We start from the raw sequence: 13,563 nt of genomic DNA, 5'->3' as shown, positions 1-13,563 counted from the left end.
CGGCAAGTAACTTCTCCATGGGTAATCCGCCCGGATTAGCCCCACGAATGGTTATCACATGCAGATTAGCTTCAAAAAGCTTGATACTGAACTACCAACGCCTCGCCACGCCCATGAGGGTGATGGTGGCGTGGATCTTTATGCCCGAGAACCGGCCTCTCTGGCTCCTGGTGGGCGTGCCAAAGTGGCGACGGGCATCGCCGTGGCCATCCCGGTCGGCTACGCCGGGCTAGTCGTGCCGCGCAGTGGCCTCGCCGCCAAACACGGGGTGGGAGTGACCAATGGTCCGGGTCTGATCGATGCCGGCTACCGGGGCGAAGTGGCTGTCTTGCTTGTTAATCACGGATCGGAGCCGGTTGAGATTGCCCGCGGTGATCGGGTTGCCCAGCTAATGGTCGTCCCGGTCGTCGTCCAGGAATTGATCGAGGTCGACGAGCTTCCGGAATCTTTCCGGGCCGCCGGAGGGTTCGGCTCGACTGGCCGCTGAGTCGATATCGTCGCGAGGGCGCCTGACTTTACGAGTCGTGCCGTTGGGCTAACATGTCGGCGCACAGGCGGAAGTAGCTCAGCTGGTAGAGCGCAACCTTGCCAAGGTTGAGGTCGCGGGTTCGAATCCCGTCTTCCGCTCCACGTCGACCGGCTGATATTGATAGGGTCGATGTGAAAACGAGGTCTCATCGGCCTCCACATGGCGACGTGGCCGAGTGGTTAGGCAGAGGTCTGCAAAACCTCGTACCCCGGTTCAATTCCGGGCGTCGCCTCTCCGACTTCGGTCGGAAATGTAAGTCCCCAGGGCCGTTAGCTCAGGGGGAGAGCGCTTCCCTGACACGGAAGAGGTCGCTGGTTCAAATCCAGCACGGCCCACAACCAGAAACCCCGCTCCCAGAGCGGGGTTTCTGGGTATTCGGGAGAGTGGCACCGGCCGTGTTTTTTGGGTTTAGTCCACACCTAGTCCACACTTAGTCCGCGAACTGTTATCGCTTTGGGTTCACGGACGCCAAATTCGGGGCACCGGAAGCAACCGTTCGAAGGCCGGAAACGAGGTCATCGAGAGTGTCAGCCGAGGCGATAGCGGGATTCTTGGTGGTTGTCGTGGCGGTGGCGGCGGTGGCCTGGTTGCGTCCGGTAGGCGATTCGGTTCCACCGGTGGCCGATATCCCATCGATCACCGGTGATGTGGGGTCTGCGGCTCTGCCGTCTGTGTTCGCGGTTCCGACGCGGGTGCCTGACGGGTTCAAGCTCGTGATAGTCGAGTGTGGCTTCCTCGATGATGGTACGGTGCTTGAATACGTGCCGGCTGGTGGATCGTATGACCCGACTGCTGAGTTGTTGATTGCCATATTTCCGCCTCGAAGCCCAGAAGTTTCGGATGACCCCGATGTGATCGCCGAGCGGCTCGCTACCGCCTACCCGAATGCGACGATCACCGAGACTTCTGTTCGGGGGCAGCCAGGGTTCCTGATCGACCGTGACGGATCGGTCACCGACACCTGGACCGCAGCGGTGCTGACGATCGAGCAGTCCGGTCTCCTCTCCGAAGTCCAAGGACGGTTCGTGGACCCCGCCGAGGTCCTGGCAGTAGCTCGCGGGCTGGTTTCGGTGCCCCGAGAGGAGTTCGAGCAGCTAGCGGTCGAGGCGATCAACTGGGATCTTCAAGTCACAGCCTGGATCCTCGAGCCAGACCGTTTGCTGAGCCTCCTTGCCGACGTGTCGGGTGTCGAGTCTGTCGCCCTCTCCACCCTGCGTCTGGACGGACTTGACATCGTGTCTATGATCGCGTCCGACCCATCCCGACAGTCCCCCACTACCACTGCAAAGATTCCGGCGACCTCGGAGCCGGTCACGACTGAACCGGATCCTCTTGTCCCCGAGCGGGTCCCTCGGGTGATGGTCACCCTTGAGAGGGGTGCCAACCCGGAAGCGGTCGCCGCCGAGATCCTCGCCGTTGGAGACTTTATTCAGGTCGGTTATTCACCGGCGATTGGTGCGGCGATCAGTCAACAGTATATGGACGACGTGCTCGGAGATGCCGAGATCATCCACCAGAACCCGCTCATGTATCAGCCGCTGCCAGGACCCGAATCGCGATTTGACACGTCAACGTTGGGCACCGAAGTGAAACTCGAAGCGGCGACCGCCTCCACCGAGTTCACCGAAGCCACCCTCCAGACGATCGACGACCTAAGGCAGAGGCGGGTATCAGTACAAGGCCCGATCATCCACATCGGATCCATCGACGATGGCACCCGGCTGATACTCATCTTCGCAAACAACCGGGACTACTTCGAGTCAAGCATCTTTGAATGGGGAGCCGGATCGGGGGGCGGTATGCTCGGAGCCGGGTATCTCTACGGCGAAGTAGGCAGCTCCAGTGGCGAGGGCGGGACGAACATGCGAGTACGGTCCCACTCGAAACGTCGGTCGTTGTCTTGGAACTCGCTGACGGCACCAACCTCTGGCAACGTCCCATCGCCGGCTACGGACAGTTTCCCATTCAGGGGACCGACGCATCGAGACCATCGGGGACCGTCATTGCCCTTGCCGCTGACGGCACCACCATCGGCCAATGGAAAAGGAACAATTGATCCGTGGAACCGCGTGAAACACTTCGAGGGATTGGGGGAGGGGAAGAGAGGCGACATGGGTCCAATCCTGCGTCGTGGCGTCCTCACCGGGGCCGTTGTACCTCGGGGAGCCACCCGCCAGGGAACGGCCCGAAATCAGGGGAGATCTGGTCGCCTGATTTGAAGGTAAGGATCGGCCGGAGAGCCTGGTTGCCAGCCAACCATTCGCCCTCGCCGTCGCGGAACCACCAGGTGCCATCGACGACTTCCAGTACCGCAATATCCGCCACTGTCCCCTCGCTTAGAGTGCCGATCTCGTGGGCGTTTCCGAGCAAATCGGCGGGGTTGTGGGTGCTCATCTGGACGACGTCGTTGAGCGAGAACCCCAATGCCAAGAACCTGCCCATGGTGTGGGTCATGGATCCGACTATGTCGCGCCCAGGTCGAGTGATGTCGGTGCTGACCGTGAATGGAATCACTCCTTGATCGATCATCAACCGGGCGACCTTGAAACTCAAGTTGTACCGACCATGTGCCGGATCCAAGATGACTCCCCGCTTTTGGGCCTCCAACAACTCAGGCACGACTTTGCCGTGGTCGTCTATGACCCTGCCCGGCGCTCCTGTGTAGACATGGGTGAGTAGATCCCCGGCCTCGAGTAGCGGGAGTAGCTGTCGAGTGATTTCGGCTGATCTGCCGAAGTTGGCGTCGCCAATGTGGACCATCAGCCGCACACCCGCCTTTCGGGCGGCTTGGGCCGCTGCTTCCAGGGGGGCCAGACCGTGGTCTTCAACTACCGGGCCGCACGCCCGTACTTTTACGCCGACGATCTCCGGGTAGCGCGAAATGGTCTCAACGGTTGCATCAATGTCGATGTCGGCAAGCGTGTTCGCCTCGGGGACATGAGCAATGCCATACCGAGCGATGTGGATATTGGTGTACACCTTGGTCTTGGCGCGAGTCACCACGTGATGATGGAAGCCCTCGTACGTTGCCGACCCGGCGCTACCGGCATCGACCAGGGTCGTGACTCCGGACTCCACTCCGGCCAGATCCGGATCGAGGCCGTTGCGGGCGCCGTGGTGGTATACGTGGGTATGAATATCGATGAGACCAGGAACGACCAGCTTCCCCCCGACATCGACCCATCGCCGGGCTTCGGAAGGATCGATGTTCGGAGCGATCCGGGCGATCCGGTCGCCAGTCATCGCGATATCGAGTGCCTCGTCGATTGAGTTGCCAGGGTCGATTACTCGTCCGCCGCGTAGCACCAGGTCGTACATCGACGTATACCTCCTCAACTGTTGAGGATATCCGGCTTTGTCGTCGGTGGTCGCCGATGTGGCCATACGTATGATGAAGACACGACCAAACGAGGAGGTCCCGCCCATGTCGCAAGATGAAATCACCTATGACCCAACCGCCGTTTCGACGTTTCGTCAGATCTGGGGGCCTGATTTTCTGCCGCCGTTCCCGCGTACGCCGGAAACCGTTGAGGCCATGGCGCCAATCGCTGCCGCCCAGGGGGCGGTGATGAGCAACCCGGTGCTTGACCTGAAGACCCGGGCCCTGGTGATCTTCGCGACCATGGTGGCGTTGGGCTACCAACCCGAAGCCAAGCTGTACATTCAGGGGTTGCGAAACCTCGGATATACGGTGCGGCAGATCGCCGAGATTATCGCCCAGGTTGCGTTGTACGCCGGAATGCCACGGGGGATCGACGCCAACATGCTGCTTACCGAGGTCCTTGCCGAGGACGACGAACGTCAGGCATCAGGCGGATTCTTCTATAGGTTCCCCGGGGAATCGTAGGAGGCCGCAAGCCAAGCCACCCACCCGTTCCGACCGCACGGCTGGATGAACAGCCTCCCGGTCATTGCGAGATCGGGCGGGCATAGGTTGCGGTGGTGGCGTTTTGGGCGAGAGTCCGGCTGTCGCCTCCGTCGACCTCGAGGGTCACGATTCGACTGTCCGGTTGGGGGCACAAAAGCAGTGAGCTTTGGAACCCGGCCCTGAGGCACCGCTCAGCAATCTGCTGGCCTTCGTCGGGGATGGCGATTTCACGTTCGTATGTGTCGACGGTTTCTCCGGTGGTTAGTTCGACGAGTGCGATTGTGAGGTACTGGAAGTACGGTTCTGGATCGGCGCGTCGGCACCGGCTTTAGTCCGCGTTTAGTCCGCGTTTAGTCCGCGTTTAGTCCGCGAAACGATGAAAACTGGTGCACAGCAACCAGAGTCGATGAGGCTCGAAATCCCTTGCGCCACAAGGGATTTCGGCAGATTGGCCCACTACCGTCAGGCCTCCCGAAACCCCCTGTTCTTCCCTGACACGGAAGAGGTCGCTGGTTCAAATCCAGCACGGCCCACAACCAGAAACCCCGCGCCCAGAGCGGGGTTTCTTGGTATTCGGGAGAGTGGCAACGGCCGTGTTTTTCCGGTTTGGTCCCCACCGGTCCGCAGTTGGTGCGCGTATGTGTTATCGCTTTTCGTTCGCGGACGCCAAATTCGGGGCGCCAGAGCCAGTCGGTCGAAGCCTGGAGCGGCACCCTCTGTCAAAGGACGCTCATCGGGGGTTACGGACGTCCAGGGACCGGGTCGAGGGCCTGCCCGGTCGCGGTCATGCAAAAACTGATTACAACCGTTCACCTTCTGTTCATTTTCAGGATAGGGGCGGGTTACCTGGGCGGCCTACGTTTCTGGCCGTAAAGCAAACGAGTAATTGAGAACTGAGGAGCACCTCGCATGAGATTACGAACCTTCCGCCTCCTGGCTGTAGCGGCTGTTCTGATGCTGGTCGTCGCGGCGTGTGCCGGTGACGATGCGGGCAGCGAAACAACAACGACCGTCGCGGTCAATACCCCGACGACGGCGGCCCAGACGACAAACCCTGGAGCAGACACCGATCCTCTCGCGGGTTTGCCCGTGATCGATCCACTTGAAGCGCCTTCTGGCGACATCGCGATTGCCGGTTCTTCGACTGTTTTCCCACTGTCGACCGAGATCATGTCCCTCTGGGAGGACGAAGGCGGCCCTGGCTATTCGATCGACTCGATCGGGTCCGGCGGGGGTTTCGAGCGCTTCTGCGTTGAAGGGGCATCGGACATCGCCAATGCCTCTCGCCCTATCAAGGATGAGGAAATCGCATCGTGCGAATCGATCGGCCGTACACCTATCGAAATCCGGGTTGGTACCGATGCGCTCTCGCTCGTCATCAGCAAAGGCAACACCTTCGCTACCGAGCTGACCTTAGAAGAGCTTGCTTCGGCGTTCTCCCTGGCCAATTCGGGTGCGACCTGGGCGGATGTCAATCCGGCCTTCCCGGCACATCCAATAGCACTGTTTTCGCCTGGTGCTGATTCGGGAACCTTCGACTACTTCAACGAAGAAGTGTTCCCCGACGACGAAGTGTCGCCGATTCTTTCCTCGATCGCCCAGATCGTGGGAGAGGACGACAACGTTACGGTGAAGGGTGTTGCCGAGGACGGCTGCACCGAGGGTGATACCTCGACGACGTGTGCCATCGGCTACTTCGGATACGCGTACTACAAGCAGAACGCAGACGTGCTCCAGGCTGTGGCTATTGAGGGTGTCGCGCCGGGTGACGACTCCGTCAACGAAGGCACGTACCCGCTGGCCCGTCCGCTCTTCATGTACACCGACGCAGGCATCATCGCCGAGAAACCACAGGTGGCTTACTTCGTCGCCTACTACCTGAACAACGTTGATTCTGTCATCGGTAAGGTTGGGTACTTCCCCGCTCCGGATGAGGCGCTACAGGAGGCGGCGGCCCACGTCGCCACGGCCGCGGGTTGGTAGTTTCTGGCCTCGGATGACCTGTTCGTACAACAAAGGTAGCGTGGCCCGGTCGGGTGAAACCGACCGGGCCACAATCTAGATTGAACCTCCCCTAGGAGATCGAGATGGTTGCGGACGCACACATCGACCCGGCTGCCGGCGCGGCCGGTCTGAACAGACAGCCCAGGATCGGCGAGACGCTGATCCGCGGGATCTTGTTTATGTGCGGCGCCGTCTCGATCGTCACAACTTTCGGCATCGTCTACGAGTTGGGCAAGGAGTCGTTGCTCTTTTTTCGGGATGATCGAGTCTCGATTGGCGAGTTCCTCACCGGGACGGTCTGGCAGCCTCCCAACTCGTTCGGCATCTGGGCGCTTGTTCTCTCGACCATGCTGGTGGCCATCATCGCTCTGCTGGTCGCCCTACCTATTGGTCTTGCATCGGCCATCTACTTGTCCGAGTACGCGTCGGAGCGGTTCCGGAGCATCGTCAAGCCGATCCTGGAAGTACTGGTTGGTGTCCCCACCGTCGTGTACGGCTTCTTCGCTCTCACCTTCATGACCCCCTGGCTGCGTTCGATCTTCGGCCAGAACGTGGTGGGGTTCTTCAACGTTGGTTCGGCCGGCATCGTGGTGGGGATCCTGGTCGTCCCGCTGATCAGCTCTCTGGCGGAGGATTCCTTGCATGCCGTCCCCGATTCCCTCCGGGAAGCGGCGTACGGCCTGGGCGCCACCCGGTTGGAGGTATCGACCCGCATCGTGCTTCCGGCGGCGCTGTCCGGTGTTGGGGCGGCGTTCGTGGTTGCCATGTCCCGGGCAGTCGGCGAAACGATGGTGGTTGCGCTGGCGGCCGGCGCGGCCCCCCGTAACTTCCACCTGGGTCAGGATTCGCTCTTCGGGTACATCCTCAACCCGTTCCAGTCCGGGGAGACCATGACCGGCCACATCGTACGGATCTCCACCGGAGACGTGAGCTACAACACCATTGACTACAACTCGATCTTTGTCATCGGCCTCTCCCTGTTCCTGATGACACTGGCACTCAATTTCCTCAGCCGGTGGTTCGTGGGCCGATTCCGGGAGGTCTACGAGTGAGTACCACGAAAAGCAACCTGCAGGACTTCTACCCCCGCGGGGAGCAGTTCGACAAACTGCTCAGCGCACGTACCAGAAGAGCCCGGGCCTGGCAGTTCGGGTTTCTGGCCCTGTTGACGGTGGCCGTGCTGGCTCTCGCCACACTCCTTTACACCATCATCAACGATTCCTTCGGTTTGGTGGCGATCGTCAACGCCAACAATCCGGAGGACGTCGTTGCCGGACTCGGTTTCGATCCCGACACGACCAGCCTCGGCGACCTATCGAAGGATGATCTCGTCACCCTGTTGGAGGGAGCTGTCTCCAGTGGGGTAGGACGGCGCCTCGAACGTGAGCAGCGATTTTACGCCGATCGCCTGATCTTTGAGAGTCAGGCAAAGTGGGACGAAGTGTGTGCCTCTTCCGAACCGCCGGCGGGATGCACCGGAGGAGTTCGCGATCAGCCAGATCTCCTTACGCTGGTTCAGGAGCGTGTCATCGAACCCGACGTCGTTGTTTCGGCTGACCTGGCCCAATCCCTTCTCAACCCCGACGGATTCAAATCCGACGTCGAAAAGCTCTTCGTCGAGGCGCCGGAAAGGTTCGGGGACTACGGCTTCGATCAAGTACGGTTCGAATGGCGAGCCTGGTTGAACCGCGAATTCCTGACGACCCGGGCCAACGCAACTCCCGAGATCGCCGGGGTACGGACCGCCATCTTGGGGTCGGCCTGGCTCATGTTGATCACGTTGCTCTTCGCCGTCCCGGTCGGCATCGGGGCGGCCATCTATCTCGTCGAGTTCGCCCGACCGGGCCGCTTCAACGGGTTTATCCAGACGAACATCAACAACCTGGCCGGGGTTCCGTCGATCATTTACGGTATGTTGGGCCTGGCCGTTCTCGTCCGAACCTTGGAACCGCTCACCTCGGGCGCCATCTTCTCCGCCGGGACCGCGCCGGCCGATAACGGTAGGACGCTCCTCGCCGGCGGCATCACGCTCGGCCTGTTGATCCTTCCCGTCGTCATCATTAGCGCTCAAGAAGCCCTCAAGGCAGTGCCGGACACGCTTCGACAAGCCGGGATGGCGCTGGGCGCCACCCGGTGGCAGACGGTGCGGAGTCAGGTTTTTCCGGTGGCGCTTCCGGGCATCTTGACCGGGGTCATCCTGGCGGTTGCCCGGGCGATCGGTGAGACCGCCCCGCTGCTGGTCGCTGGGGCGGCCAGTTTCATCACCGCTGACCCGACCGGGCCTTTTTCCAAATACACGGCACTTCCGATCCAGATCTTCCAGTGGACCACGTTCCCCCAGGAGGAGTTTCGCAACATAGCCGCGGCGGCCATCCTGGTACTGCTGATAATGCTTTTGATCATGAACGCCACCGCTGTGATACTCAGAAACCGCTACGGCAGGAGAGCTTGATGGCCGACGAGACGCAGGTGAATCTGGACCCGCCACTTATCAAGGGGCCCGAGTTGAGCGCCCGACAGCAGACCGCCGGTTACACCGACGGTCTACTCGAATATGCGATCCAAACGAATGCCCTGAACGTCTACTACGGCGACTTCCTGGCTGTGAAACAAGTCAGCATGGGGTATGCCAAGAATGAGATCACTGCGCTGATCGGACCTTCCGGTTGTGGCAAGTCGACGGTCCTTCGTGCATTGAATCGAATGAATGACCTCATTCCTTCCGCCCGAGTGGAGGGAGACGTCCACTTCCGGGGGCGCAACATCTACGACAGTGACGTCGACCCGGTGCAAGTGCGTCGCAGCATCGGCATGGTGTTTCAGAAGCCGAACCCATTCCCAAAGTCGATCTTCGACAATGTGGCCTGGGGCGCCAAGATCAATGGGTTCAAGGGGTCGAAATCCGAAATGGAGGACCTTGTCGAGCAAGCCCTCCGCCAGGCGGCACTGTGGGATGAAGTCAAGGACAAGCTGTCGGAGAGTGGCTACTCGCTGTCGGGTGGACAACAGCAGCGTCTATGCATTGCCAGGGCGGTGGCCCCGGGCCCCGACGTCCTGCTCATGGACGAACCATGTTCGGCGCTCGACCCGATCGCCACGCTGCGCATTGAAGACCTGATGATCGAATTGAAGAAGGACTATTCGATCATCATCGTTACCCACAACATGCAGCAGGCGGCCCGGGTGGCCGATCGCACCGGATTTTTCTCGGTTGAGGTCAACGAGAGGGGCCAGCGGACCGGGTACCTTGTCGAGTTCGGGCCAACCGGCGACCTGTTTACCAGGCCTCAACAGAAGGAAACAGAGGACTACATCACGGGGCGGTTCGGATGATGGTCCGCAAGCAGTTCCATCAGCAGCTCGACGATCTGCAGGACCTTGTCGTGATGATGGGAGACCTAGCGGGCCAGCGAGTTGGCAAGGCAGTGGATGCACTCGCCACCGGAAACCAGGTTCTGGCCGACGAAGTTATCGCGGGTGACAGCCAGATCGACGAGATTTACATGGATGCCCATCGGCGGTGGCTGCGGGTCACGGCTGAGCAACAGCCGATGGCAGGCGATCTTCGATTACTGACGGTCATTCTTCACATGACGGTCACTCTGGAACGGATGGGTGATCAGGCCGTCAACATCGCCAAAATAGGCAAGCTCGTGGCCGGTCTGCCGGTCAACCAGACCATCCTCAGTCACATCCAGGAGATGGCCGACACTGTGCGCCCCATGGTGCGAACCGCGCTCGATTCGTTTGTCAAGAGAGATGTGGAGTTGGCCATGCTCCTTCCCGTAATGGACGACCCGGTCGATCGACTAGACGCCAACATGCACCGCGAGGTCATGGACTGTCATCCCGATCCCGAGCTCCTCGAATGGGCCACGCACATGCTGATGGTGTCACGTGCCCTGGAGCGAGTTGGCGACCAGGCCGTTGACATCGCGGAGCAGGTTGCGTTTCTGCTGACCGGAGAGTTTCAAGAATTCAGCAGCTTCCCTGAGCGCGGTAGTAACGGCGACGACTAACAGGACGTCGGGTGAACCCGCCGGGGATGATCCACGGTTCGGTTGAATCCCACCCGTAGGCCACCTCGTCGGGACAGTTGGCTTAGCCTGCAAACGGTTCGAAGCCCATTGGATGGGTGTCGGATCCCGACGCGGCCGCGGTATCTGTGGTGTTCGTAGTTGCGCCAAACGCTCAGTCAGTTAAGTCGGATTAATAGGCGGCCGCTGCTTGCGGTACGAGTCTTTGCGTCTGATCAGACCGTTACGGACTGTGAGAAAGTCGCATCCATTCACTTCAAGTCGACTCCCGTCGGCCAGCGTGCCAGTCAACGTCCACTCCGATACGCAGTATTCGGGGTTGATCACATGGTGGCGCCCGCCTCCCCAGTGCGCATCGGGCATTCGCTCGAACACCGAGGCGAAGGCCGCCCGAACTGCCGTCTCGCCTTCGAATCGCTGCCCTTCGACGCCGGGTCCGCCGGAAGCTTCGAAGACTCCGTCGGAGGCAAACAGCTGCATCAAGGCTTCCAGGTCATGGTTGTTCCAAGCGTTGATGTGCCTGACCATCAATGCCATCAGGGCTTCCTCATCTTCTGACATGTTTACCTCACTTGTCGCTTCGTGCGAGAGCATTGATGATCGATGGGTCGGAGCGGTTGCGTCGCCTCTGGGTAACGGCAGCCATGGGCATGAGCGGGAATCCGATTACCCGAACAGTGGGCGGAGGTGGTCGTTCAGGAACACGCCAGACGGGTCGAATTGGCGTCGCACCTCGAGGAAATCTTCATACCGGGGAAATAACCGGGCCAGGCGATCGGCCGTCATGAAGTGGAGCTTGCCCCAGTGGGGTCGGCCGCCGAATTCGGCGAAGAGACTGTCGCAGGCCCGCAGGTATGGCCAGTAGTCGACCCCGGGCTGGCCTGAGATCGAGACGACCAGGTTGTCGCGGTGGTAGTTCGGGCTCATCCATGCCTCTTCCCCCGCCACCACTCTGATTTCGAGTGGATAGATGCTCAGCGGATGCCAGCGGAGCATGAGGCGGCGCATTTCCACCAGGATGTCGCGCCATCGTTCCAACGGGAGGAAGTACTCCACCTCATGGAAATTCGGGTCGTAGACCATTGGGTAGATCCGATAGGAACGATCCATCCGCTCATGGGATCCGAGATTGATATCAGCGCCGGCGTCGACCTCGAGATACCGCTTCACGACGCAGTCGTCGGCACCGGCCCCTTCAATGTTGTACAGCCGGGAAGACTCGTCGGTCGGCATCCAGAACAGCCCGTAGTGGCGGTATATGTCAATATCGCGCTCGAACGTTTCGAGCACCTCGGCGAACGGCATGATGTCGGTCCGGGCGTGGAGGTGATAGGCGGGGACCACTTTGATGGTCAGCTCGGTCATGATGCCGAGCATCCCGATCGAAGTCTGCAGGGCTGCCAGGTGGTCGGGGTTTGCCTGACGGGTCACCTCGACCAGTTGTCCGTTCCCGTCGACCAGCCGTGCTGCCTCGAGTGTTGCCGAGAAGGACGGGAAGCGGCGGCCTGACCCGTGTGTGGCGGTGGCAACGGAACCGGCAATTGCCTGAGTGTCGATGTCACCCTGGTTCGCCAGAGCCAAGGCGTGCTTCCACAACGGCTCGCCGAAGTCGCCAATGGTCGTCTTGGGAAGCACCCGCACCAGTCCTTGGTCGGCGTCGATGTCGATGATGCCCCGCATCGCCGACATGTCGAGGAGAACGTCGGTTTCGACGATAGGAGTGAAGGAATGCGCCGTACCAACCGTTCGGACCCTGGATCGTGCGGCGGCTGCCTTGGCTACGTGTCGTTGAATATCGGCCTCGGTCGAAACCGTGGCAACCTCGCGGGGTTCGAAGGACTGATTGCCTACCCAGTTGGACCACACCGTCATGCATCGAGACTACCTCGAAGGCCATGTTTGTGAGCGGTCGAGAAGCTCCGGCTAGTTGTTCGGCCGCCTGGTGTCCCAGAGCTGGACCGGGTGGTGTACCGATGGGCAGGAGGTGCCCGAGCCCAACCCGGGTCCGCGGCCCGGCCTCTACGATCTCCCGAATGTTGTGTTGACGCCACATATCGGATCGGCCGCTCGCGAAACGCGCGACGAGATGGCCTTGCGAACCGTGCACAACATTGAACGTTTCCTCCAGGGGAAGCGCCCGTTCGACATTCTCAACCCCGAGGTTTACGGCGAAGCTGCCCGCCAGGACGAGGCGATCGGATAGCGGGCCGCCCAACAGCTGTCGGGGTGCCTACCAGGTGCTGATCCCGAACTCGGGCCGTCTCTGCTTGATCCGGGCTTGGAGATGGGCGGCGCCAGTTGGCTCGTCACCTTGTCCCCTTGTATAAGGCCGAGATCAATGTTCCGATGTCGATAGTCGGGGAGTCCCAACCGATGGGATTCGAGGCGCCCATTCGTCTCGCAAGCCCTCGACGAAGGAGGGACCATGCCAGACATGAACGGCAAGGTGGCGTTGGTCACCGGGGCCGCGAGCGGTATCGGAAGGGCGACGGCCTACGCCTTCGCCAGATACGGAGCCAAGGTAGCGGTCGCCGATCTTGACAAGTTGGGTGGCGTTGCCACCGAAGAGCACATCAACTCCACCGGTGGGGAAGCGATCTTCATCGAGGTTGACGTTTCCCAAGAGATGCAGGTGAAGGACATGGTCGACCAGACTGTGGCCGCATTCGGACGCCTCGACTATGCCCACAACAATGCGGGAATCGACGGCGAGCAAACCTTGCTTGCGGATCAGACAACCGAGAACTGGAACCGGGTAATTGCCGTTAATCTGTCAGGTGTCTTTTCGGTATGAAGTATGAGATCCCAGTGATGCTCAAGCAGGGCAAGGGCGCCATTGTCAACACGTCTTCGGTCGCCGGCCTCAAAGGGTTCGGCAACATCGCCCCCTACGTCGCCTCGAAGCACGGTGTTGCCGGGCTGACGAAGACGGCGGTCGCTGACTATGGAACTTCGGGTATCCGGTTCAATGCCCTGTGTCCAGGAGGATCAACACTCCCATGGTGGCCGGCTTCATGAAAGAAAACCCCGAGCTGATCGACGCCGTCATCGGCAACACACCGATGGCCCGGGTAGGCGAACCTTCCGAAATGGCTGAAGTCGTTGTGTGGCTTTGCTCGGATGAG

At 60.6% G+C, this 13,563-nt stretch carries 12 protein-coding genes, 4 tRNA genes and 1 pseudogene; 14 read left to right on the top strand and 3 right to left on the bottom strand.

Going from position 1 to position 13,563, the window contains the following annotated elements:
* Nucleotides 1-58 precede the first annotated feature (58 nt).
* From dut to JJE47_06865, 5 genes are all read left to right on the top strand, one after another.
* Nucleotides 59-487, top strand: coding sequence for a dUTP diphosphatase (gene dut, locus JJE47_06885; GenBank protein MBK5267143.1), 429 nt, complete (start codon nucleotides 59-61; stop codon nucleotides 485-487).
* 67 nt (nucleotides 488-554) lie between these two features.
* Nucleotides 555-630: transfer RNA gene (locus JJE47_06880), tRNA-Gly, on the top strand.
* 60 nt (nucleotides 631-690) lie between these two features.
* A tRNA-Cys gene (locus JJE47_06875) sits at nucleotides 691-761 on the top strand.
* A 31-nt stretch (nucleotides 762-792) separates the two neighbouring features.
* Nucleotides 793-864: transfer RNA gene (locus tag JJE47_06870), tRNA-Val, on the top strand.
* Between the two features lie 189 nt (nucleotides 865-1,053).
* Nucleotides 1,054-2,748, top strand: coding sequence for a hypothetical protein (locus tag JJE47_06865; GenBank protein MBK5267142.1), 1,695 nt, complete (start codon nucleotides 1,054-1,056; stop codon nucleotides 2,746-2,748).
* On the opposite strand, the gene JJE47_06860 is transcribed toward JJE47_06865, so the two are convergent.
* On the bottom strand, nucleotides 2,669-3,865 hold the full coding sequence (locus JJE47_06860; protein ID MBK5267141.1) for an amidohydrolase/deacetylase family metallohydrolase: 1,197 nt from the start codon (nucleotides 3,863-3,865) through the stop codon (nucleotides 2,669-2,671). The two genes, JJE47_06865 and JJE47_06860, sit on opposite strands and share 80 nt — an antisense overlap.
* A gap of 88 nt (nucleotides 3,866-3,953) precedes the next feature.
* On the opposite strand from JJE47_06860, the gene JJE47_06855 reads away from it, so the two are divergent.
* The 7 genes from JJE47_06855 to phoU all read left to right on the top strand — a co-directional run bounded on the left by JJE47_06855 (nucleotide 3,954) and on the right by phoU (nucleotide 10,420).
* A complete protein-coding gene (locus tag JJE47_06855) occupies nucleotides 3,954-4,376 on the top strand; it encodes a carboxymuconolactone decarboxylase family protein (GenBank protein MBK5267140.1) in 423 nt (140 codons plus the stop codon).
* Between the two features lie 455 nt (nucleotides 4,377-4,831).
* Nucleotides 4,832-4,930: transfer RNA gene (locus tag JJE47_06850), tRNA-Leu, on the top strand.
* A 376-nt stretch (nucleotides 4,931-5,306) separates the two neighbouring features.
* Nucleotides 5,307-6,380, top strand: a complete 1,074-nt coding sequence (locus JJE47_06845) for a substrate-binding domain-containing protein (GenBank protein ID MBK5267139.1) — start codon at nucleotides 5,307-5,309, stop codon at nucleotides 6,378-6,380.
* A 104-nt stretch (nucleotides 6,381-6,484) separates the two neighbouring features.
* Nucleotides 6,485-7,453, top strand: coding sequence for a phosphate ABC transporter permease subunit PstC (gene pstC, locus JJE47_06840; protein ID MBK5267138.1), 969 nt, complete (start codon nucleotides 6,485-6,487; stop codon nucleotides 7,451-7,453).
* A 119-nt stretch (nucleotides 7,454-7,572) separates the two neighbouring features.
* Nucleotides 7,573-8,853: a phosphate ABC transporter permease PstA gene (gene pstA, locus JJE47_06835; GenBank protein MBK5267137.1), complete on the top strand. Its 1,281-nt coding sequence runs from the start codon at nucleotides 7,573-7,575 to the stop codon at nucleotides 8,851-8,853.
* Nucleotides 8,853-9,734 (top strand): phosphate ABC transporter ATP-binding protein, encoded by an 882-nt coding sequence (gene pstB, locus JJE47_06830; GenBank protein ID MBK5267136.1) that lies wholly within the window; start codon nucleotides 8,853-8,855, stop codon nucleotides 9,732-9,734. The genes pstA and pstB overlap by 1 nt, the downstream gene beginning before the upstream one ends.
* Nucleotides 9,731-10,420, top strand: a complete 690-nt coding sequence (gene phoU, locus JJE47_06825; GenBank protein ID MBK5267135.1) for a phosphate signaling complex protein PhoU — start codon at nucleotides 9,731-9,733, stop codon at nucleotides 10,418-10,420. Before pstB ends, phoU begins: the two co-directional genes overlap by 4 nt.
* Before the next feature lie 180 nt (nucleotides 10,421-10,600).
* Here the strand turns inward: phoU and JJE47_06820 are convergent, their stop codons facing one another.
* Nucleotides 10,601-10,999, bottom strand: coding sequence for a nuclear transport factor 2 family protein (locus JJE47_06820; protein ID MBK5267134.1), 399 nt, complete (start codon nucleotides 10,997-10,999; stop codon nucleotides 10,601-10,603).
* 105 nt (nucleotides 11,000-11,104) lie between these two features.
* Nucleotides 11,105-12,310, bottom strand: coding sequence for an FAD-binding protein (locus JJE47_06815; protein MBK5267133.1), 1,206 nt, complete (start codon nucleotides 12,308-12,310; stop codon nucleotides 11,105-11,107).
* Nucleotides 12,311-12,422: 112 nt separating this feature from the next.
* Between JJE47_06815 and JJE47_06810 the strand changes: the two genes are divergently transcribed.
* Both JJE47_06810 and JJE47_06805 read left to right on the top strand, forming a co-directional pair.
* Nucleotides 12,423-12,641, top strand: a complete 219-nt coding sequence (locus tag JJE47_06810) for a hypothetical protein (protein ID MBK5267132.1) — start codon at nucleotides 12,423-12,425, stop codon at nucleotides 12,639-12,641.
* A 222-nt stretch (nucleotides 12,642-12,863) separates the two neighbouring features.
* Nucleotides 12,864-13,563, top strand: a pseudogene (locus JJE47_06805) (SDR family oxidoreductase).

It is taken from the genome of Acidimicrobiia bacterium (assembly GCA_016650365.1).
Lineage (GTDB): Bacteria > Actinomycetota > Acidimicrobiia > Spongiisociales > JAENVV01 > JAENVV01.
The sequence above is the reverse complement of the archived record's forward strand: the minus strand, read 5'-3'. Positions and strand labels throughout refer to the sequence as shown.